We start from the raw sequence: 20477 nt of genomic DNA, 5'->3' as shown, positions 1-20477 counted from the left end.
GTAAGAATGCGCGCCTCAGCGGCGCTGCATGTAAGTCATCGCCAAGGCTAACGCCAGCACTAAGCCTTTAATGATATCCATGGCGTAATAGGGCACCGACAGCATCACTAAACCGTTTTGCAATACGCCCAGAATGACCGCACCGACCAGCGTGCCCAAGGCGTTGGGTTTACCCGAACCGGCCAGCGAAAGGCCAATCCATGCTGCCGCAACGGCATCCATCAGATAGCCGCTACCCGCATTGACTTGGGATGAGCCGATACGTGAGGCCAGCAAAATGCCACCCAGTCCTGCCAGCAGCGAGGCAATAACGTAAGCCAGCACGCGATAGCGCGTGGTGCGAATACCGGAAAGGCGCGCCGCTTCAGGATTGCCGCCCAATGCGTACATGCGTCGCCCATGCTTAGTCAGTGACATCGCCAACTGTGCCACGACCGTCACCACTAACATGATGATCACAATGGTCGGAACCTGGCCAAGCAGGCCAAACGCCGCGGGAATGGTGCCTTCCGCCATATCGCCGCTGGGCAACACCATGTTCTCGGTGATCGAGCCGCCAAAGCTGTAAGTCATCGCCACGCCCTGAATCACAAACAGCGTTGCCAGTGTGGCGAGCATGTCTGGAATGCGCAGAATAACGATCAGAAAAGCGTTAAACAGACCCACTAGCGTACAAAGCGCCAGGGTGATGACGATCGCTTCGGTGGTGTTGAAGCCGTACCAAACGAACAGCGAGATGACCAGCGCATTGGCCAGTGAGGCCGTTGCGCCAACAGAAAGATCAAAGCCGCCAATGGTCAGCGAGATCGATACGCCAACAGCAATCACCGTCACGATCGCAATGGATCGCAAAATATTGATGATGTTATTGGGATCGAGAAAGCTGTCAGATGCCAGACCAAAGGCGGCGATCAGGATCACTACCGTCAGTAACATGCCCCACTTATAGAGGAAATCGAACAGGCGATGGCGCAGCGAAGGCGACGCGGGATTCAGGGATAGTTCTTTACTGCTCACGCTGGGGTTCCTCCGGTGGAATAAAGCAAAAGCGTCTCTTCTGTGACCTCACGCGCGTCCAGTTCTGCCACGATGCGTCCGTCCCAAAGTACACAAATTCGGTCGCATAAGCCGACCAGTTCAGAAAATTCACCCGACGCGTAGATAACACCTTTGCCTTCACGCGCCAGGCCATCAATCAGGGTAAAGAGTTCGGTTTTGGCTTTGATGTCGACACCTTTGGTCGGCTCATCAAAAATCAGTACGTCTGCGTTGTTACGCAGCCATTTACCGATAGCCACTTTTTGCTGGTTGCCGCCTGAAAGGCGACACAGCGTTTGCGCCGGGCCGGTGGTGCGCACGTTGAGGCGGCGAATAATCTCTTCTGCCCAACGCCACGCCTGACGATGACCAAACAGGCTCCAGCGGGAAAAGCTACTGTCAGCGCTTACGCTCAGATTCATCGCGACGGATTCATCAATAAAAATCCCTTCTTTACGTCGCTCTTCCGGCACCAGCGCCATACGCTGCGACACGGAATCATAGGGCGATGTTGGTTTCCAGGCTTTGCCGTGCAGTTCACCACGCGTGATGCGGCTTTTACTGGCACCAAACAGCGCTTTGCACAGTTCGGTTTTGCCCGCACCCGCCAGGCCTGCAATGCCAAGAATCTCGCCTTTATGCAAGCGTAGCGAAATGTCTTGCAGCAACTGCTCATCATGCAGACCTTCAATTGCCAGCAACAAGGGCTGGGGCTGGCGTTCACGCCGGGCTGGGTATATATCGGTGAGTTGATGACCCAACATTTTTTCGACGATTTGCTCACCGCTCAGCGCTGCCATTGGAGCGCTTTCGATCAGGCAGCCATCGCGCAGCACCGTCAGGCGATCGCAAATCGCTTTCAATTCGTGAATACGGTGGGAAATAAACACCACACCCATTCCACTGCTCTGCAAGCGGCGCACGACATTGAACAGACGCTCGCTTTCGTGTTGATCCAATGGCGCGGTAGGTTCGTCCAGAATCAGGAAACGGCAGTGATGCGACAGCGCGCGTGCCAGCAAAATCTGCTGCTTTTCAGCAAGCGAACAGCGTTCAACCAGACGATTGACGTCAATCGCCACATCGAGCTGAGCGAGCAGGGCGCGAGCCCGTCGACGAATCTCACCCCAGCGATAAGCGTGTCCCGGCTCCGCCAGCTGATCTAACAGAATGTTCTCCGCCACGCTTAACTGCGGCACTAGCGCGACATCAACTTCCTGTTGCACCAAGTGAATACCGAGCTGTTTGGCATCACGCGGACTGCGAATCGACACCGGCTGACCATCCAGCAAAATTTCACCACTGTAATGGCTATGTGCGCCAGACAACACCGCCATTAACGTCGATTTTCCTGCGCCGTTGGCACCCGTCAGCGCATGAACGGAATGGCCTTCACTGACAAAATCCACCTGCGTCAACGCGGCGAATCCGCCGAAGGCGATGGAGATGTTACGCATCTCAAGGCGGTTTAACGCGCGCATTGAAGGAGGACTCCATAAGAAATAACTGGCCGCATTTTTTCCTGAAGTATCAGGCGCAGCAACAGTCGAAAGCGCATAAGCTAGCACAAAATCTTATTAGCCATCCAGACATCTGGACATAATGGCGGCTATAACTGGTTGGGCGTTGTAAGCTGGTGATTTAAGGTGGGGAGTCGCATTAACGCAGCGTTTTATGCTGCTTCTGACGCGCAGGCATAAAAAACCAGGTCGTAGCCTGGTTGATTATTTTGTAACGAAATTACTTTTCTGGAATCACATTCAACAAGGTTGTCAGCAATTTCCAGTACAGGCCCACGCTTTCGATATGAACCTGTTCGTCTGGCGAGTGCGGCCCGGTGATGGTTGGCCCAATAGAAACCATATCCATGTTTGGATAGGGCTTCTTGAACAAACCACATTCCAGACCTGCATGAATCACCTGAATATTTGGCGTCTTGTCGAACAGCGCAATGTAGGTTTGACGGGTCAGCGCCATGATCGGCGAATCTGCGTCTGGCTGCCAGCCCGGATAGCCGCCTTTTGGCATCGTCTGCGCACCAGCCAATTTGCCAAGCGAGGTCAGCATCTGCACCACGTAATCGCGACCGGTATCGATCAATGAACGGATCAGGCAGTTGATTTCAGCTTTATCAGCGTCCATCGTCACTACACCAATGTTCAGTGAGGTTTCAACCACGCCAATGGCCACGTCAGAGTTGCGAATCACACCGTTTGGTGTGCTGTTCAACAAGTTCAGGAAGCGATCACGGCTGTCAGCGGTCAGCGCCTGTCCTTGATGCGCCAGCGGCTCGGTAACCAATGCAATGTTCTTCTCTTTTACGCCATGTTCGTTCTGCAGTGCAGAAAGAAAATGCGCAGCGGCCGCTTTCAAGGCATCAACCTTGTGGCTTTCAATGGCCAGCGTGGCGAAAGCTTCACGTGGGATGGCGTTACGCAAGGTGCCGCCGGTGAATTCCACCAGACGCACATCCAGCTCTGACGCATGCGAAGCCAGAAAACGCGCCAGCAGTTTGTTGGCATTGCCCAGACCTAAGTGAATGTCGGCACCGGAGTGACCGCCTTTCAGGCCCTTAAGCGTCATTTTCAGGGTTTCGAAATCTGCGGGAACTGCTTCACGCGTCAGCGGCAGCGTAGTAATGAAATCAATACCCCCGCGCAGCCCATGTAGATCTCACCCTCTTCTTCAGAGTCGGTGTTGATCAGGATGTCCGCTTGCAACCAGTTCGGTTGCAGGCCAAATGCGCCATCCATGCCGGTTTCTTCGGTCATGGTCAGCAGCACTTCCAGCGGGCCGTGAGTCAGCGTGTTATCTGCCAATACCGCCAGCGCTGATGCCATACCAATGCCATTATCCGCACCCAGCGTGGTACCGCGCGCTTTCACCCATTCGCCATCAACATAGGGTTGAATCGGATCTTTGGTGAAGTCGTGAACGGTGTCGTTGTTTTTCTGCGGCACCATATCAAGGTGCGCCTGCAGCGCGACCGGCTTGCGATTTTCCAGCCCAGCGGTGGCGGGTTTGCGAATCAGGATGTTGCCGACTGCGTCGCGTTCACACCAGAAACCTTGTTCTTTAGCCCAGCCAACGATGTAGGAGGCGAGTGCTTCCTCATGGAAAGAAGGGTGCGGAATCGAGCAGATCTTAGCGAAAATATCCCACAGCGGCTGTGGCGAAAGTTGAGACAATTCAGACACGACAAGTCTCCTGTGTCAGTGCGCCGGATGTACCAGAGGGCGCGAGTTTCCAGTGAAAGATCGCCGTCAGAGAATCTGACGAGATGGACCCGAGAATATCACTGTTTATAGTTGGGTGTGCAATCAGACGCACTAAAAACCGGCAACCAGTGCGCGGGTGCTGGTTTTTAGCGCGTCATATCCTTATAATCTCGCGCAACCTTTTCCCCGTTGCATATTTTTTAAGCCAATCCTGTTGGCTGGGAACCTATTTATTATGAGCGAAAAATACGTCGTTACCTGGGACATGCTGCAGATTCATGCCCGTAAACTGGCTCAGCGCCTGCTTCCTGTTGAACAGTGGACAGGCATTATCGCGGTCAGCCGTGGTGGTCTGGTACCGGCTTCGCTGCTGGCGCGTGAATTGGGTATTCGCTACGTCGATACCGTCTGTATTTCAAGCTACGACCACGATCATCAGCGCGAAATGAAAGTTCTGAAGCGTGCTGAAGGTGATGGTGAAGGCTTTATCATCATTGACGATTTGGTTGATACCGGCGGCACCGCTCAGGCGATTCGCGACATGTATCCCAAAGCGCGTTTCTGCACCATCTTTGCTAAACCTGCCGGTCGTGAACTGGTGGACGACTATATTGTCGACATCCCACAAAATACCTGGATTGAGCAGCCGTGGGACATGGGCGTGGTTTATGTGCCGCCGATTGTCAAAGGCTGATTGATTTACCACAAACAACGCCCGGTTTTCCGGGCGTTGTGCTTTCTGCGCCTCGCACCTTGTTATGCCGTGCAGTACACTTAGCCATCGCCGCGTTTACCGCAGGAGAAAGTTGTATGCCGAGCAAAAATCTAAGCGAAGAGCTGTTCAAGCCACGCTTCAAACACCCCGAAACCTCTTCACTGGTTCGCCGTCAACATCACGCCACGCGTGCTGTGCATTCCACCCTTGATGGTAACAGTCAGCGCGGCTGGTATCGCATGCTCAATAAACTGATGTGGACATGGCGCGGCCTGACGCCGCAAGAGATCAGCGAAGTGCTGGCGCGTATCGCCATCAGCAACGTCGAGCACACGAATGAGAGCTTGCTGGATACGGTGATTGGCTATCGCAGTGGCAACTGGAATTACGAGTGGTGTAAACAGGCTGCACAGTGGCAGCAAAAAGCGCAGGAAACTGAGGATGACGATCAGCTGGCGGGTAAACACTGGCTGCACGCTGCACATCTCTATAGCCTTGCCGCCTATCCTTATATAAAGGGTGATGAATTAGCCGATCAGGCCCAAGTCCTGGCCAATCGCGCTTACGAAGAAGCGACGCAACGGCTGCCCGGTGAACTGAAGGCGCTGACATTTCCAATAAGTGGTGGCAGCCCGGTGAACGGCTTTCTGCACATGCCGCCTGGTGTTCAGGCACCGTATCCGACTGTGCTGTTTTGTGGTGCGCTGGATTCACTGCAAAGCGATCACTACCGCCTGTTTCATGATTATCTCGCCCCACGTGGCATTGCGATGTTGACCATTGATGTGCCATCGGTGGGGTATTCGGTGAAATGGACGCTGAATCAGGACACCAGCTTTTTGCACCAGCAAGTGCTGCGCGAGCTGCAAAACGTGCCTTGGGTTGATCATACCCGCGTAGCGGCTTTTGGATATCGCTTTGGTGCCAATGTGGCGGTGCGGCTGGCGTATCTCGAAGCATCGCGGTTGCGTGCGGTAGCGTGTCTTGGGCCCATAGTGCACAGTTTATTTACGCAGCCGGCGCTGCAAAATGAAGTACCAGACATGTACATGGATATGCTCGCCAGTCGCCTGGGGATGTCATCCACATCTGATAGCGCGCTGCGCACTGAACTGAACCGCTATTCGCTGAAAACCCAAGGCTTACTGGGCCGACGCACACCGACGCCAATGCTGGCAGGTTACTGGTCAAAAGATCTCTTCAGCCCAGAAGAGGAGGCAAAATTGATCGCGAATTCATCTTCTGATGGAAAAGCGATGTTGATTCCCGTCACGCCGATGATGGCCAGCTTTGATCGCGCGCTTAATGAAATTTGCGACTGGCTGGAGAAGCGGTTAAAAAGGTAACTGGCAAAATTTACAGTATTTGCTACAACTACTAGCGGTCAAAACTAATGGAGATTTAGCATGACGTTACCGAGTGGTCATCCCCGCAGTCGCCTGCTTAAGCGTTTTACCGAGCTGGGACCGTACATCCGCGAAGGAAAATGCGAAGAAACGCGTTTCTTTTTCGACTGCCTGGCTGCCTGCGTCAATGTGAAACCGGCACCGGAACTGCGTGAATTTTGGGGCTGGTGGATGGAATTAGAAGCCCATGCCGATCACTTTACCTATGTCTATCATATCGGCCTGTTCGATAAAGAAGGTGACTGGTCTGTGACGACGATTAAAGGCAAAGAAAACACACAACGAGTGGAAGAAACCTTGCGTAATTTCCACACTCGCCTGAAAGCGATGTTGAAAGACCACGAGTTGGGTCTGGAACCGGCCAGCGGTTTTGATGAGAAACCCGTGAAATTAAGTGCCTGATGCGGGATGAATGCGAGAAGGGCGAGCTGAACAGCTCGCCCTTTTTTTATGCCATTTTCACACTACGCGGGGTGCATAACAGCCCAAGGCATCGGCTTCGACAAAAGCTTAGAATTGGTAAGTCACACCCACGGCAACGATGTCGTCATTGTTGATGGAGAGCGCGTTGTCGTCATCCAGTTGGTTGATTTTATAATCAACAAAAGCTGACATGTTTTTATTGAAATAGTAGGTTGCGCCCACATCGATATATTTCACTAAATCGACATCACCGATGCCGTTTTCAATCTCTTTGCCTTTGGTTTGCACGTAACCAATGGAAGGACGCAGGCCGAAATCAAACTGATACTGCGCCACCAATTCAATGTTTTGCGCTTTGTTTGCGGCACCCGCAACCGATAAACCGGTATTACGGTTCGTTCCGCTAATGGGCGTCATGTTACGGGTTTCGGTGTAAATAGCGGCGAGGTAAACGCTGTTGGCATCATATTTAACGCCAGCGCCCCATGAATCTGCTTTATCACCACTGCCGTAAGCGCGGGCTTGCTGTTGGTTAGTGCGGTCGGATGAGGTGATGGCACTCATTAAGCTCACGCCACTGTCGCCCAGCGAATAACCCAACGAAGCCCCATAGCCGTCGCCATTCTGGCGAGCCGTATCTGTTGCACTACCGCGCGCGTTCGCGCTACCAGCATCATTTTTACCCTGATATTGCAGGGCGAAGCGCAGACCATCAACCAGACCAAAGAAGTTGTTGTTACGGTAAGTCGCTACGCCAGTGGCGCGTTGAGTCAGGAAGTTATCGGAACGCGCGGTTCCGTCACCCCCAAATTCGGGGAACACATCGGTCCAGGCTTCAACGTCATAGAGCACGCCATAGTTGCGGCCATAATCAACCGAGCCGTAATCAGCGAATTTCAGACCAGCAAAACCCAGTCGTGTTTTGTTGCCGCTGTTGGCATCGCTGCCTTCTGAGTTATTAACGTTGTATTGGTATTCCCACTGGCCATAACCGGTCATCAGATCGTTGATCTGCGTTTGTCCTTTAAAACCGATACGCACATAGGACTTATCGCCGTTTGAGCTGTCGTTATCGCTCATATAGTGTTCGGCTTTAACCTTGCCGTAGAAATCCAGTTTGTTACCTGACTTATTAAAAACCTCAGCGGCCTGTGCGGTAAAAGAGAGAGCCAGAGCAGAGACGATCAGTGCCAGTGTACTTTTCTTCATTTTGCTATCAATCCCGGTTATTAAAATTTTCTTGCTGTGAAAGGTTTTGTAAAACAGGGACTTTTTACCGATAAGTGATGAAAGTTTTATGACACTTTTCCGGTTTTCTTGTTAATCACGAACAAGTGGTCTACGCCATTGCCCGGGGATATTTGTGCTTTTCCCCCACTGGCTGTTGGCTTCCTCAACGACTCCTGTTAAAACGTCCTTTCGCATAAATTTTTCACTACGGCAGGAAATATGAGTGGTAGTCAGACCCTCGTGGTCAAATTGGGAACCAGCGTTCTTACCGGCGGATCGCGCCGGTTGAATCGAGCGCACATGGTGGAATTGGTTCGTCAGTGTGCGCAGCAGCATGCAGCGGGCCACCGCATTGTGATTGTCACTTCTGGCGCGATGGCTGCCGGACGTGAACATCTTGGTTATCCCGACCTGCCGCCTACCATCGCCTCAAAGCAGCTGCTGGCTGCGGTGGGGCAGAGCCGTTTGATTCAACTGTGGGAACAGCTGTTCTCTATTTATGGCATCCATATTGGTCAGATGTTGCTGACTCGCGCGGACATGGAAGATCGTGAGCGTTTTCTTAATGCTCGCGATATGTTGCGCGCACTGCTGGATAACCATATCGTGCCGGTCATCAATGAAAACGACGCGGTCGCCACCACAGAAATCAAAGTGGGCGATAACGATAATTTGTCTGCGCTGGCGGCGATGCTGGGCGGCGCAGATAAACTGCTGCTGTTGACCGATCAAGAAGGATTGTTCACGGCCGATCCGCGCAATAATCCGCAGGCTGAATTGATCAGCGATGTGCATGTTATTGATGATGCGCTGCGTTCGCTGGCCGGTGGCAGCGTGTCGGGGTTAGGAACGGGCGGAATGTCGACCAAGCTTCAGGCTGCTGACGTTGCCTGTCGCGCGGGGATTGATGTAATCATCGCCGCTGGCAGCCGCAGCGGTGTCATCGCTGACGTGATAGATGGCAAGCCGGTCGGTACCCTGTTCCATGCCCAACAATCCCCGCTGGAAAACCGTAAGCGCTGGATCTTTGGTGCGCCGCCTGCTGGTGAAATCACCGTGGATGATGGTGCTCTCTCCGCTATTCTTGAGCGCGGCAGTTCGCTATTGCCTAAGGGCATTCGTGACATTCAGGGTAACTTTTCACGTGGCGAAGTGATCCGCATTCGCAGCCTGCAGGGGCGCGATATCGCACATGGCGTTTCGCGCTACAACAGCGATGCGATACGTATGATTGCCGGACATCACAGCCAGCAGATCAGTGAAATTCTGGGTTATGAATATGGCCCGGTGGCGGTTCACCGCGACGATATGATTGTCAGTTAAGGAGCGGACAATGCTAGAAGAAATGGGAAAAGCGGCGCGTGCCGCAGCTTATAAGCTGGCCGATCTGTCGACCGCTGAAAAAATCAGGTGCTGATGACCATCGCGGATCGTCTGGAAGCGGAAAGCGCTGACATTCTGACAGCCAATGAATCTGATCTGGCCGATGCTCGCCAGAATGGCATGAGCGCCGCGCTGCTTGATCGCCTGACGCTTAATCCTCAGCGTCTGAACAGCATTGCAAATGATGTACGCCAGGTGTGCCAGCTAGCCGATCCGGTAGGGCAGCTGATGGATGGCGGTCAACTTGACAGCGGCTTGCGCATTGAACGTCGCCGCGTGCCGTTAGGCGTGGTGGGCGTGATATATGAAGCGCGTCCGAACGTGACGGTAGATGTGGCCAGCCTCTGTTTAAAAACCGGCAATGCAGCGATTCTGCGCGGCGGGAAAGAAACCTGGCGTACTAATGCTGCCACGGTTCGCGTAATCCAAAACGCGTTGCAGCAGCACGGTTTACCGGCTGCAGCAGTCCAGGCGATCGAAAATCCTGATCGTGAGTTGGTTAATCAGCTGCTGAAGCTGGATCGCTATGTAGACATGCTGATTCCACGCGGCGGAGCAGGCTTGCATAAACTGTGTCGTGAAAACTCCACTATCCCGGTGATTACGGGCGGCATTGGCGTTTGCCATATTTATATTGATGAAACCATGGAGATTGAGCCAGCGCTTGACGTGATTGTTAATGCCAAAAAGCAGCGGCCAAGCGCCTGTAATTCACTGGAAACGCTGTTGGTGGATCGCGCGATTGCCGATCGCTTCTTGCCTGCTTTCACTGCCCGCATGGCGCAAGAAGATATCCCACTGCACGCTGATGAAAACGTGTTTGCGCAATTACAGCAAGGTCCCGCGCGCGTCACAATGATTCAGCCAGGCAATTATGATGATGAATGGTTGTCGCTGGATTTAAACGTCAAGCTGGTGGCTGATATGGATGAAGCGATTGATCACATCCGCACTCACGGCACGCAGCACTCCGACGCCATTCTGACGCGCAGTACTAAAAACGCGACACGCTTTGTGAAGCAGGTGGATTCCTCAGCGGTGTACGTTAACGCCAGCACCCGATTCACCGATGGCGGACAGTTTGGACTTGGCGCAGAAGTTGCGGTTAGCACACAGAAACTGCACGCTCGCGGACCGATGGGTTTAGAAGCATTAACCACCTATAAATGGATTGCCTGGGGCGACGACACGCTGCGTGCCTAACATCCATTTTTCTTAACAAAACGGGAGTCTTTTCAGGCTCCCGTTTTTTTTATGCCTTCATTTTCGATCCAGCTATTTGTAGAGCTTTAGTGACTAAAAATTATTTTATCGATTAAGCGCGTCCAGTGAGGGATGAACAGCGGATGAATTTTACGCAATTCCTTACGGAACATTCTTGAAAGCCCCGGTGATAGCGGCTGTTAAGTGATATTTTTTGGCGCGCTCAAAGGTGAAGGAGATAATGATAATTAGAAATGCTTGAGAAACCGGTTAGGTAGTAAACGGACGGTAATATAAAATGAACTGGTAGCAATAATGAAAATAACATCCAGTACCTCTTCAATGGCTGATTATTAACTGATGGTTAAAAAAGAAAGTACGAGACAAGCTTTCACCGCCAGGCTCATCGCCGCTTGCGAAAGCGCTGGCATTGTCGGACACGGACGAAACAAACAGGTTGCTAAGGCGTTAAAAGAGCAGGGCTGTCAAATATCAACGCCGGGGGTGTGGAAGTGGTTTAACGCGCAGTCAGTGCCGGATAACGGCAATTTGCTGGCACTCAGCCGTCTGCTTGGGGTCAGGGTTGAGTGGTTACAGTTTGGCATGGAACAGGCGCCTGAACCGCCGTCGTTAAGCGCGTGGGCTAGCCATAAAAATGTTTTCCGAGTAGACAGCCTCGATATTGGTCAAAAAACGGCGGCAGGTATTCAGGCCCGGGATGAATTTGTCGAGACAATTCACGCGATCGAATACGGTCAGGATGAGGCGCGGGTGTTATTCAATGGACGCCCAGCTGAGAATATTCGGCTGATCGCTGTTAATAACGACTCAATGGCGGATACCTTTGCCCCGCGCGATCAGCTGTTTGTTGATATCAGCGTGCGCAGGTTCGACGGTGATGGAATCTACATTTTTACGTTGGATGACCAGCTGTACCTGAAAAGGCTTCAGCTACAGCATCGCAAAATTGCTGTTATTTCAGACAATAAGCGCTACGAGACTTGGTATCTCAACCGTGACGAAGTCGAAAGCCTAAAAGTGTTGGCAAAAGTCATCATGAGTCAGGCAAGGCAATATCAAATTTTGGGCTAGCCAGACTCTCAAACCCGCTTTTCCAATAAGACGTCGAAAAAAATAATCGACATAAATTCAAAAATTTAACCAATAGTAAATAAAAAATTAACTGTCAGTGTTTGATAAAGCATAAGAACCTGTTAATAATTTGAGCATGGACGAACGAAGTTGTTTTCTCAGGGATGAGCCGCTCTTAAACAATTGAGGCGCTGCACAAGCGCGAATCATACCACCCAAAAGTCAGTGAACTTTGGGATGGGGTGGATGCGCAAAATGCAGCGTCGTCAGATGCCGTCTGTTTCCCTTATCTTGCCTTCCACCTGACTGTTTATTCAGTCAGGTGGTAAGCGTGTGAGCGTTAACAGCGGTATTCGGGCCCGTTCGGTACGCCGAAAGCTCGCGCCTGCCACCCCATCGCCAAAGACTCATTCACAGGAGGAGTTATGGCGATTATCCACTATGGCAAAAGCGTTTTTACGGGCAATGCACGCACTCGTCGCCATCGGCGACGCCAACCTCTCAGCCGTCTGAAGCAGAGTATCGACCAGGCGCTGAATTACGAACCTGAAACCCTTTCCCTTCGACGCGCAGAACAGATATGTCAGCGTCAGGTTACACCTCGCGTGGACCGCGCAATCACTGCGCCGCGTTCGCAAAATCAAGAAACACCTTCTTTTGATAATTGCTGCCTGCCGCACGTTCATCTCTACGCCGTCCGCTGAGCAGTAAAAATCTCATCCTTTGAACACCCGGCTCCTGCCATTTTCCAGTTTTCGCTGGACGCAATTTTTTCCCCACTCTTCAGTTCCTCTGCAGCTTCAGCACTATCTGCTGCTGCGCTTACTTTGGTACTGATCAGTGGTTGTTATGTGTTTAGTTTCGCAGGGCCTGAGTTGCCTGTGCCGTCATTGAGGAGTTTTTATGAGTCAGATTATTGCAGTGCTGAATTTTGAGGAAGGCTACGTGGATACCCCTTATTTCGACACGCTCGGTTTTCCGACTGTTGCCGGGGAATTCGCATCGGGCCAAAAGGTGCGTCACTCAGTAACTATGCGTTTCGTGTGCCGCGCCGCGTAGGTGATGTGTGGAAGCAGTGCATCCTGGAAAACAAAATTCAGGAAATGCAGGCACGTGAGCCGATCAAGCGCGCTTTAGCAAATTGCAACGAGGCGCGAACAGATGTGTTGCTAAGCATGGCGTATCAATTGGGGGTAGATGGCGTCAGTCAGTTCAAAAATATGCTTAACGCCATTGCTGAAGAGAACTTTGCTGAGGCGGCTAACGCCATGCTTACCAGCTTGTGGGCACGTCAAACTCCAGGACGCGCACGTCGTCATGCTGAAGTGATGCGTACCGGCACTTATGACGTCTACAGGGGGCTGCTATGAAATGGTTACTTTTTCTTATCGCCGTGCTCTCAGTCATCATCATCGTCTTGCTTTTACAACGTTTTACCACCCTTCAGTTTGTTTCACATGCACGGCTGTTATTTAAAACCTGGTCGGTTTGGCTGGCTTCGCTTGGCTCAATGCTCAGTGCCTGGGTGCAATCTTTTCCGTCATCGGCGCTGGATGCATGGAACACCTTGCCGGAAGACGTTAAGTCGATTCTTCCCCATAACTATCTCGGTCTTATCGGCGCTTTCATGGTGGCGATGGGGTTATTGCGCAATTTGTTCGTCAAAAAACATTGCTGAATGAGAAGCGTCAGGTGGAGGGGATCAAATCATGACTTTTCTTTCCACATTGCTGGGCGGCGGTTGGCACTGGTTAGCTGCGCTGGGCGCGATTATCGCTGCGCTAGGTGCCAGCTATTTTGGCGGTAAGAAAATCGGCAAGGTGCAGCAAAAAGCAAAATCCGATGTCGACAGCGCGCATAAAGAAGCCGAGCGCGTGGCAGATATTGCCCATCAACAACAACAGAACCGTGAGGAGGCGAACCGTGTGGAAACTGAAAACAGTAACCTTGATGACGCTGCTGCTCGCGACAAGTTGCAGCAGTCGAAATACAACCAACCCTGAGCCGGTGGCCATCACCGACTCTGCCTGCGTGCTTTTTTCCCCATTCATACCCACGGTGACGATGCTCAGAAAATAGACATCCGAACCGTACGCGCCATCAACACCCACAACGACATGTGGGACACCTTATGCGGCCAAGCGGCCAAATCGAAGTAACTCGCTGATAAACAGCGTTTAATCTAAAACATCCTGAGGAGGATACCATGATCGAAGTTAACTCTTTTGCAGAACTGCGTACCACGGCTCCGACCAAATCTGGTGATGTAGCGATTTTAAAACGTTACTACGACAAAGACTCCACTTTCCGTGGCGGCGGCGATTTCGTCGGCTTTACCGGCACCACCACATTGAAAGATGATGGCGGCACGGTGGCGGTGGGAAGCGGTTTCTACTGGAAGCGTGCAATCAACGATCCTACGGAAGTGAACATTCTACACTTTGGTGCCAAAGGCGATGGGACAACGGATGATACCGACGCCTTTAACCGTATGTTGACCTGGACGCAGACATACAACACCAACATAAAGGATCTCCCGGTTCGTTTTCCTGGTGGTAAATTTTTAATTTCGCCCATTGATCTCAGTGCCGCAGAAATTGCCTTTTTTGGCTTGTTGGGTGATGACCTGGAGTTGGGATCACTTCCGCGCACGACCATTGTTTCAAATAAAAGTGCCAGTCCAGTGTTCAAGGTAAAGGCGCGCCGCACAGCCATCAAAGGCATTACCTGGAATGGTCAGGCCAGCGCAGATATTACTACCAACAAAAGCACCATCACCGCCGAGATGTGCAGCAACGTGCAACCGTTCTTCGAAAATACCTGTATAGAAGGAGAGACGGTCAATATCAGCTGTTTCCGCGCGCAGGGTACCGGCGGCACCGTCATCAAAATTCTCGATACGCTCGACAGCAAGTTTGACCAGATCTATTCGCTGAATACCTATTCGCGCGTTTTTGATGTGGGCTGGTCAAACTCGCCGAACGGTGTTTGGGATCACTCAACCGCGATTGAATTAAGCAACGCCAATTTCCAGACCGGTTATGGTGACGCCACGCTGTATATGCCGCGCGTCACGCAGGGGATTATGCGCAATGTGTGGATTGAACATACGCGTAACCCGGGCGATCTCTCTGATGGTGGCTGGACGATCGATACGTTAAACATTGAGGACTGTAGCTCTGCTTTCAACCTCAACAATGCGCGTGTTGTGATGCGTCAGATTAACCTGCAATCCGGTGCAAAAATCAGTAATGACCTGGTCGCCGGTAAATGGTTATCCACCTTTGAATATGGTTTCCGCCGCGACGAAAGCTTCGGCAGCTATATGACGGGTTCGCTGCGTGCAGGGTATTTCAGTGGCTATAAAGTCACGAATAACACCGCGACGGATAACTGGTATCGACTCGGCCAGTTCTTTTTCCCCAACGCAAATCAGCAATGGGTGATAGAGCTGATTGGTAAAGCGGATGCCACTACGCCTTCAGGCACTGCAGGATCGCCGGTGAATCTCTCCGGTACCGGTAAAACCTGGATTAATTTGCAACGACTGGAAACCGTGTGGGCTGATGCTTGCCACATGGGGCAGCCAGCAGTGCAGGATATCCGCTATGGCCGGGTTGGAACAACGTATGCAGTGGTATGGGTGAAGCTGAAAGCCAACAGCGGTGACACCATGTTTAACCTCAAAAATACGGGGCCGACGCGCTTTGATACGGGCTCCTGCTCGCTGTTCCAGTCTGATCTTTCTGTAGTGACCGATACCACTACAATGGGCACGTTGAAACCGGCGGCACGCTTCGGTTTGCATAATGGATTGGCCGGTATTGGTGCCAATGAGAAAGGTGTACTTACGCTCGCGACGACCGCGGGTACACCGACGAATAAAACGACGCCAACGGGCTTTGTGTTGGTCAATATCAACGGCGTTGACCGCAAGGTCGCTTACTACGATTGATGATCGGCACGTTTTTGGCGAGGCTGCGGCCTCGCCTTTTTGCTTTGTGCGCTTGATGTGGCCTGAGAGGGAAATCCCAAACACTAACGAAAGGACTTTCGTCGTGTAGAACAAGGCTTTCCAGGCAAAATCCCTTGCAAATGGCGATAAAAACGGCACTCGCGCTGTTTCGGTCTTGACTCAATTTGTGATTTTTTCTAACGTAACGCCCCGCAGTATCCCACCACAATGCCGGTATAGCTCAGTTGGTAGAGCAGCGCACTCGTAACGCGAAGGTCGCAGGTTCGATTCCTGTTTCCGGCACCACGTTTTATCCTTCCGTATTGATCATGCAATATTGGATTGTCGATACATATCCCTTCGTTATTTATTTTTTTCGCTTTCATAAGTTATTATTTAGTGGGTTGACGGAATCATTAGACGTTATTCATTACACATTCAATTTTTCATGGGTTTAATTATTTTCTTATTTTGGTGGGGATATTTATTTTAATGTCGACATCATAATCGCCTATTTATTGTAATTTAATTTTCGTATTGGTGATTTTTGCAACATGCTATTTAATAAGGAGTTTTTCCTTTAAATGAATCCGGTCTTGTTAATGTGAGAGTGAGGAAGAAATATCCTGCCGATCCGCCTCTGGTGCAGTCATTTATTAGGGGCTTTCGCTTTCTTTAATAATGTAAATGACAAGGATGTTGGGTTTGAAATATCACTAGCTAAAGGTTGATGGTGTGCTACAGGTAAGGCGGATTGGGAGTTAAATAGCACTGCGTATAGAGAATGACATGAGCTATTCATTATTTTTTAAAGTGCAGGATAATAATTTGTTGCCTGTTTACGCTTATGGAAATCAAAAAAGAGCAGATCACATCTCTTTTAGTCAAACTAGCTAAGGTGGGTTTTTATCTGACAGCGCCAAGCACCACAGTAAAGAGGGTGAGCAGTAGATTAAGCCCATCATAAATGCGCCAGATCGCTAAGCCACATCACCAATCCCTCCAAAAGATCAGGCGAAGCGTAATGCATTACCTTTCTTCTATACCGTCACTGAAACCTGTATGACAAAAACGCTGAACTGTGCTCGGCAGCCTGAGTTTTATTGCCTTTTTTATCGAGTCGTTTGAGAGAAACCTCTTTTTTTGCCGCCGAATTGACTCTTTTTATGAGGTTGCGATTCACGCCTCGGTTTTTCAGACAATAGATTTAAGTTAAGAAAGCGCTTGCATCACTTCGCTCAATATGAGCTAATGCATCCGTCGGTTTGATTGACAGACACTATCAAAGTAAGTACCCAAAGCAGTTCTCATCTCTAAGTTTGTCGTGAGACATCCCTTCTTTTTGAGTCTTCTCTTACGTTCTGATTAAAATCTGTTCTCAGGCCATTTACGCCGGAAGGCTCAAATATTAAGGAATTAAACATGTCTAACAAAATCCGCGGCACCGTAAAATGGTTCAACGCAGAGAAAGGTTTCGGTTTCATCTCTCCAGCAGACGGCAGCAAGGACGTATTCGTCCATTTCTCTGCTATCCAGGGTACTGATTTCCGTTCACTGGATGAAGGTCAACAAGTTGAGTTTACAGTAGAAAATGGCGCTAAAGGCCCATCTGCTGCGAACGTTGTTGGTCTCTAAGGACTTAAAATTACTCGTTTTAAATGTCTACACTGTAATGGCTCACAGTACCGCACATCACACTTTGATGTGACGAGAGCCAACCCGCATGGAGCGAAATGCATTTTCTGCAAATCTGTCGTTGTTCAAATTAACACGGCAAGGATTGCATATCAGAGCAGGCCTTACGCCCTCTGAGAAAGGCTAAGTGAGCTTTATAGCGTTGTTGCATAAACGATAATTTGAAAGGCTGCCGATTGGCGGCCTTTTTAGTTTTTGGATTTTATAACACGCGATTCGCTAGAGCTGCTTTAACCAGCCCATCCAACCAATCCTGATGTCCATTGATCATCGGATTCGGCTTTGCCTTCGCTAACGCTACTGCTGGTTTACCCTTTTGGGTTTCCTGCGTCAGGATACGTACGCGATTGCCAGGTAAATCCTCAATTAGCCAGGCGTGCAACACATCTAAACGTTCATCACTGCCTTCTTCTCCCGCCCAACCATGCCAGGAAATACGAGCAGCTTCGCCCTGTGCAGGCGCGACATATTCTGTGACGCGAGCCTCAACTGGAAAACCAAAGGTTTCAAAATAGAAGCGGACATCTTGTTCCAGTTCGGGGCCTTTATCGTCATAAAAACGCGCATTTGCTGAGTTTTGATAATAAGTCGACCATACAGCAGGCTTGCTCAACAGCGGCCAAATATCCTGAGTTGTCAGATTTGCTACGATCATTTCATTAGAGCAAAAATTGTCGGTAAAACCGGGTAAAAAGCCATCTGGCCAGTTAATCGCATGCATTTTCATTAAATAATTCTCTGCTGTAGTGGGTAATCTGTTCATAAGAAAGCAGTTAAATCGTAGGAACGATAATGGCTGTTGCAGAGTTATAAGACTAATCGCCATTTATTATTTTAGTTATCACGTGAGGTGATATTAATAATGCGATGTTGACTGACAAAACAGAGCAAAGTCGTGCCAGAAAGCACGATGTGGATGAGTGAAGTGGAATAGAACGTCAGGCCTAGAAGGTAGTTTGTAAGTGATACGCGTTAGAAGTAAAAAATATCCCGGCAAGTTCGACCTGCCGGGAAAAAGAAAGCGTAGTGGAATTAATTTAACGACATCTTTCCTACTTTAAATACGCTCATCGCTTGTGCCATCCGCTCAGCCTGATCTTGCAGCGCCTGCGATGCGGCAGAAGCTTCCTGCACCAGCGCGGCATTCTGCTGCGTTACTGCTTCCATCTGGGTAATCGCCAGATTGATTTCGCTGATACCGCTGCTTTGCTCGCTGCTGGCAATCGTAATTTCACTCATGATATTCGCCACGCTCTTCACGCTGTTGACCACTTCGCCGATGGTTGATCCGGCATGCGTCACCAACTTGCTGCCCTCATTAACTTTCGCCACTGAGTCTTCGATCAGAACTTTAATTTCTTTAGCGGCAGAAGCAGAACGCTGCGCCAGATTACGTACTTCTGTAGCAACTACGGCAAAACCGCGTCCCTGTTCACCAGCGCGAGCCGCTTCCACGGCGGCATTCAGCGACAGAATATTGGTCTGGAAGGCGATGGAATCAATCACGCTGATGATGTCGACAATCTTTTTGGACGACAGCGCAATCGCTTCCATTTTTTCGATAACTTGCCCCATCACTTCGCCGCCTTCGCGCGCCACGCTTGAAGTGGACGCAACCAGCTGATTGGCTTCACGCGCGTTTTCGGCATTGTGTTTGACGGTGGAGGTTATTTGCTCCATCGCTGAAGCGGTTTCTTCCAGCGAACTGGCCTGTTGCTCGGTACGCGTCGAAAGATCAAGGTTCCCGCTGGAAATTTGATTTGAAGCGACGGCAATGGTGTCAGAGCCGGTACGAACTTCGGTAACGATGGAAAGCAGATTGTCATTCATACGCTGCAGCGCCTGCATCAGCACGCCAGTTTCATCACGCGTAGTCACCTGAATTTTCGAGCTAAGATCGCCTGCTGCAACACTTTCCGCTACGCTAACGGCCGCAACCAAAGGACGTACGATTGAGCGAGTAAGGAAAAAGCCGAGCAGAATCGAGGCCACAATGGCCAGCGCTGAGAAGATCAAGGTGATGGTAATTGCCGAAGAGCCATTTTCGACAATACTTTGTCCTTCAGCACGCAGCTGTCCATCTTGTGAATTGGCAAATTTTATCGCGTCGTCGAGAAACTTATTCTGCGTCGGCGTCATGGATTTGAGTGCATATGTGCTGGCAGCTTCAAAATCACCGGCTTTTATCAAGGCGATCAAATCACCTTTCACTTTTTCAAAGGCTTCGGCAGAGGCGAGCAGGCCAGCAATTTTCTTTTTACCAATCTCAGTAACTTGAATATCAGCAATTTTCTTCATGGCGACATTGGTACGCTGGGTCGCTTCATCCAGTTGACCATAGCGCTTAACGTTATAATCAGGATGGGTCGTATCGATCACCATGCCGCGCAGGTATTTGATCTGATCGTTGACGCCATCGCGCACATCAAATGCCAGGCGCACTTTCACATAACGATCGTCGACGATCGAGGCGATACCACTTTTAATGCTGTTAATTTTTGTGATAGATGTCACGCAAATCACAATCAATAGCGCGACGACAATGCCAAAGGCGGCGGCGAGCCGGATGCCAACCTTCATATTCTTAATACTGAACATGTCTTCTTTCCCCGTTTTTCTTATTAAAATACAGTTATTCCAACAGTTAATATTTACTGCTTCTCCGCTCACAGCCCGACATTGCGCGTAGCTTTACAGGTGCAAGGTGAAATGGTGATCCAGCGCACACAGTTATCGGAGTTAAAAACATTAACTTTAATATTTTTGATGGAATTCAAGCGGAAGCAGGCAGGGAAAAAGGATTAATGCACAGTGCTAATGATTTTTTAAAAGGTTAACCCGTAGACGTGACAAAGCGGGTCGTCAAACGTTTTTGGCGACCTCGCAAGCAGCTAGATAACAAACAAATTAGAAAATGAAAACCAGCAGGCTGCCCCAAAAGAGCGCGCTAAAGGCAATGATCGCCAGCCAGCTAAGCTGACGTAAACGACCACGAAGGAAACCACTTGATTGCTGAACAGGTAACGTTTCGCTGCGCATAATTTTTTCCAAGGTTGGTAAAAAGAAGCCGCCAAACAGCGGCAAAAAAGTGCTGAGTCTGAATCAAGCGACACTGGCTA

The 20477-nt window shown here is 50.4% G+C and carries 16 protein-coding genes, 1 tRNA gene and 4 pseudogenes; 14 read left to right on the top strand and 7 right to left on the bottom strand.

Going from position 1 to position 20477, the window contains the following annotated elements; genetic code table 11:
- Nucleotides 1-15: 15 nt before the first annotated feature.
- The 3 genes and pseudogenes from KQP84_RS17710 to pepD form a co-directional block, all read right to left on the bottom strand.
- Nucleotides 16-1017 carry an ABC transporter permease gene (locus tag KQP84_RS17710; protein ID WP_215847517.1) on the bottom strand — a complete coding sequence of 334 codons (1002 nt, stop codon included), beginning with the start codon at nt 1015-1017 and terminating at the stop codon, nt 16-18.
- Nucleotides 1014-2519 (bottom strand): sugar ABC transporter ATP-binding protein, encoded by a 1506-nt coding sequence (locus tag KQP84_RS17705; protein WP_215847516.1) that lies wholly within the window; start codon nt 2517-2519, stop codon nt 1014-1016. The genes KQP84_RS17710 and KQP84_RS17705 overlap by 4 nt, the downstream gene beginning before the upstream one ends.
- A gap of 259 nt (nt 2520-2778) precedes the next feature.
- Nucleotides 2779-4235 (bottom strand): annotated as a pseudogene (gene pepD, locus KQP84_RS17700) (beta-Ala-His dipeptidase).
- A 256-nt stretch (nt 4236-4491) separates the two neighbouring features.
- Between pepD and gpt the strand changes: the two are divergent.
- The 3 genes from gpt (at nt 4492) to crl (ending at nt 6779) form a co-directional block, all read left to right on the top strand.
- Nucleotides 4492-4950 carry a xanthine phosphoribosyltransferase gene (gene gpt / locus KQP84_RS17695; RefSeq protein WP_215847515.1) on the top strand — a complete coding sequence of 153 codons (459 nt, stop codon included), beginning with the start codon at nt 4492-4494 and terminating at the stop codon, nt 4948-4950.
- 116 nt (nt 4951-5066) lie between these two features.
- Nucleotides 5067-6317 (top strand): esterase FrsA, encoded by a 1251-nt coding sequence (gene frsA / locus KQP84_RS17690; RefSeq protein WP_215847514.1) that lies wholly within the window; start codon nt 5067-5069, stop codon nt 6315-6317.
- Between the two features lie 60 nt (nt 6318-6377).
- Nucleotides 6378-6779 carry a sigma factor-binding protein Crl gene (gene crl, locus KQP84_RS17685; protein ID WP_215847513.1) on the top strand — a complete coding sequence of 134 codons (402 nt, stop codon included), beginning with the start codon at nt 6378-6380 and terminating at the stop codon, nt 6777-6779.
- A gap of 108 nt (nt 6780-6887) precedes the next feature.
- Here the strand turns inward: crl and ompC are convergent, their stop codons facing one another.
- Complete coding sequence (ompC, locus tag KQP84_RS17680) at nt 6888-8009, bottom strand: porin OmpC (protein ID WP_215847512.1); 1122 nt, start codon at nt 8007-8009, stop codon at nt 6888-6890.
- Nucleotides 8010-8249: 240 nt separating this feature from the next.
- On the opposite strand from ompC, the gene proB reads away from it, so the two are divergent.
- The 11 genes and pseudogenes from proB (at nt 8250) to ymcF (ending at nt 17475) form a co-directional block, all read left to right on the top strand.
- Nucleotides 8250-9353 (top strand): glutamate 5-kinase, encoded by a 1104-nt coding sequence (gene proB / locus KQP84_RS17675; RefSeq protein WP_215847511.1) that lies wholly within the window; start codon nt 8250-8252, stop codon nt 9351-9353.
- 10 nt (nt 9354-9363) lie between these two features.
- Nucleotides 9364-10616, top strand: a pseudogene (proA, locus tag KQP84_RS17670) (glutamate-5-semialdehyde dehydrogenase).
- A 360-nt stretch (nt 10617-10976) separates the two neighbouring features.
- Nucleotides 10977-11708 (top strand): S24 family peptidase, encoded by a 732-nt coding sequence (locus tag KQP84_RS17665; protein ID WP_215847510.1) that lies wholly within the window; start codon nt 10977-10979, stop codon nt 11706-11708.
- 425 nt (nt 11709-12133) lie between these two features.
- Nucleotides 12134-12412, top strand: a complete 279-nt coding sequence (locus KQP84_RS17660; protein ID WP_215847509.1) for a transcriptional antitermination N peptide — start codon at nt 12134-12136, stop codon at nt 12410-12412.
- A gap of 199 nt (nt 12413-12611) precedes the next feature.
- Nucleotides 12612-13078, top strand: a pseudogene (locus KQP84_RS17655) (glycoside hydrolase family protein).
- Nucleotides 13075-13421: pseudogene (locus KQP84_RS17650) on the top strand (DUF7940 domain-containing protein). Before KQP84_RS17655 ends, KQP84_RS17650 begins: the two co-directional pseudogenes overlap by 4 nt.
- Complete coding sequence (locus KQP84_RS17645) at nt 13418-13711, top strand: hypothetical protein (protein ID WP_215847508.1); 294 nt, start codon at nt 13418-13420, stop codon at nt 13709-13711. Before KQP84_RS17650 ends, KQP84_RS17645 begins: the two are co-directional and overlap by 4 nt.
- 203 nt (nt 13712-13914) lie before the next feature.
- Nucleotides 13915-15663: a putative phage tail protein gene (locus KQP84_RS17640; RefSeq protein WP_215847507.1), complete on the top strand. Its 1749-nt coding sequence runs from the start codon at nt 13915-13917 to the stop codon at nt 15661-15663.
- A 230-nt stretch (nt 15664-15893) separates the two neighbouring features.
- A tRNA-Thr gene (locus KQP84_RS17635) sits at nt 15894-15969 on the top strand.
- A gap of 1116 nt (nt 15970-17085) precedes the next feature.
- A complete protein-coding gene (gene cspE, locus KQP84_RS17630) occupies nt 17086-17298 on the top strand; it encodes a transcription antiterminator/RNA stability regulator CspE (RefSeq protein WP_215847506.1) in 213 nt (70 codons plus the stop codon).
- Between the two features lie 9 nt (nt 17299-17307).
- Entirely contained in the window at nt 17308-17475 is a 168-nt protein-coding gene (gene ymcF, locus KQP84_RS25490; RefSeq protein WP_243078532.1) for a cold shock small protein YmcF, read from the top strand.
- An 85-nt stretch (nt 17476-17560) separates the two neighbouring features.
- On the opposite strand, the gene KQP84_RS17625 is transcribed toward ymcF, so the two are convergent.
- The 3 genes from KQP84_RS17625 to KQP84_RS25815 form a co-directional block, all read right to left on the bottom strand.
- The gene (locus KQP84_RS17625) at nt 17561-18085 is read right to left on the bottom strand and encodes an SRPBCC family protein (RefSeq protein ID WP_444505534.1); all 525 of its coding nucleotides are present in this window, start codon (nt 18083-18085) and stop codon (nt 17561-17563) included.
- Nucleotides 18086-18390: 305 nt separating this feature from the next.
- Nucleotides 18391-19956, bottom strand: coding sequence for a methyl-accepting chemotaxis protein (locus tag KQP84_RS17620; RefSeq protein ID WP_215847505.1), 1566 nt, complete (start codon nt 19954-19956; stop codon nt 18391-18393).
- Nucleotides 19957-20265: 309 nt separating this feature from the next.
- Nucleotides 20266-20397 carry a hypothetical protein gene (locus KQP84_RS25815; RefSeq protein WP_256449279.1) on the bottom strand — a complete coding sequence of 44 codons (132 nt, stop codon included), beginning with the start codon at nt 20395-20397 and terminating at the stop codon, nt 20266-20268.
- Between the last annotated feature and the right edge of the window lie 80 nt (nt 20398-20477).

Source organism: Candidatus Pantoea bituminis, from assembly GCF_018842675.1.
In the GTDB taxonomy this organism is placed as follows: domain Bacteria; phylum Pseudomonadota; class Gammaproteobacteria; order Enterobacterales; family Enterobacteriaceae; genus Pantoea; species Pantoea phytostimulans.
The sequence above is the reverse complement of the archived record's forward strand: the minus strand, read 5'-3'. Positions and strand labels throughout refer to the sequence as shown.

What these genes read in the sequence shown, in the direction of transcription:
- KQP84_RS17705 (WP_215847516.1), bottom strand. Translation starts at nt 2,519, where the DNA reads ATGCGCGCGTTAAACCGCCTTGAGATGCGTAACATCTCCATCGCCTTC.
- gpt (WP_215847515.1), top strand. Translation starts at nt 4,492, where the DNA reads ATGAGCGAAAAATACGTCGTTACCTGGGACATGCTGCAGATTCATGCC.
- frsA (WP_215847514.1), top strand. Translation starts at nt 5,067, where the DNA reads ATGCCGAGCAAAAATCTAAGCGAAGAGCTGTTCAAGCCACGCTTCAAA.
- crl (WP_215847513.1), top strand. Translation starts at nt 6,378, where the DNA reads ATGACGTTACCGAGTGGTCATCCCCGCAGTCGCCTGCTTAAGCGTTTT.
- ompC (WP_215847512.1), bottom strand. Translation starts at nt 8,009, where the DNA reads ATGAAGAAAAGTACACTGGCACTGATCGTCTCTGCTCTGGCTCTCTCT.
- proB (WP_215847511.1), top strand. Translation starts at nt 8,250, where the DNA reads ATGAGTGGTAGTCAGACCCTCGTGGTCAAATTGGGAACCAGCGTTCTT.
- KQP84_RS17665 (WP_215847510.1), top strand. Translation starts at nt 10,977, where the DNA reads ATGGTTAAAAAAGAAAGTACGAGACAAGCTTTCACCGCCAGGCTCATC.
- KQP84_RS17660 (WP_215847509.1), top strand. Translation starts at nt 12,134, where the DNA reads ATGGCGATTATCCACTATGGCAAAAGCGTTTTTACGGGCAATGCACGC.
- KQP84_RS17645 (WP_215847508.1), top strand. Translation starts at nt 13,418, where the DNA reads ATGACTTTTCTTTCCACATTGCTGGGCGGCGGTTGGCACTGGTTAGCT.
- KQP84_RS17640 (WP_215847507.1), top strand. Translation starts at nt 13,915, where the DNA reads ATGATCGAAGTTAACTCTTTTGCAGAACTGCGTACCACGGCTCCGACC.
- cspE (WP_215847506.1), top strand. Translation starts at nt 17,086, where the DNA reads ATGTCTAACAAAATCCGCGGCACCGTAAAATGGTTCAACGCAGAGAAA.
- KQP84_RS17625 (WP_444505534.1), bottom strand. Translation starts at nt 18,085, where the DNA reads ATGAAAATGCATGCGATTAACTGGCCAGATGGCTTTTTACCCGGTTTT.
- KQP84_RS17620 (WP_215847505.1), bottom strand. Translation starts at nt 19,956, where the DNA reads ATGTTCAGTATTAAGAATATGAAGGTTGGCATCCGGCTCGCCGCCGCC.
- KQP84_RS25815 (WP_256449279.1), bottom strand. Translation starts at nt 20,397, where the DNA reads ATGCGCAGCGAAACGTTACCTGTTCAGCAATCAAGTGGTTTCCTTCGT.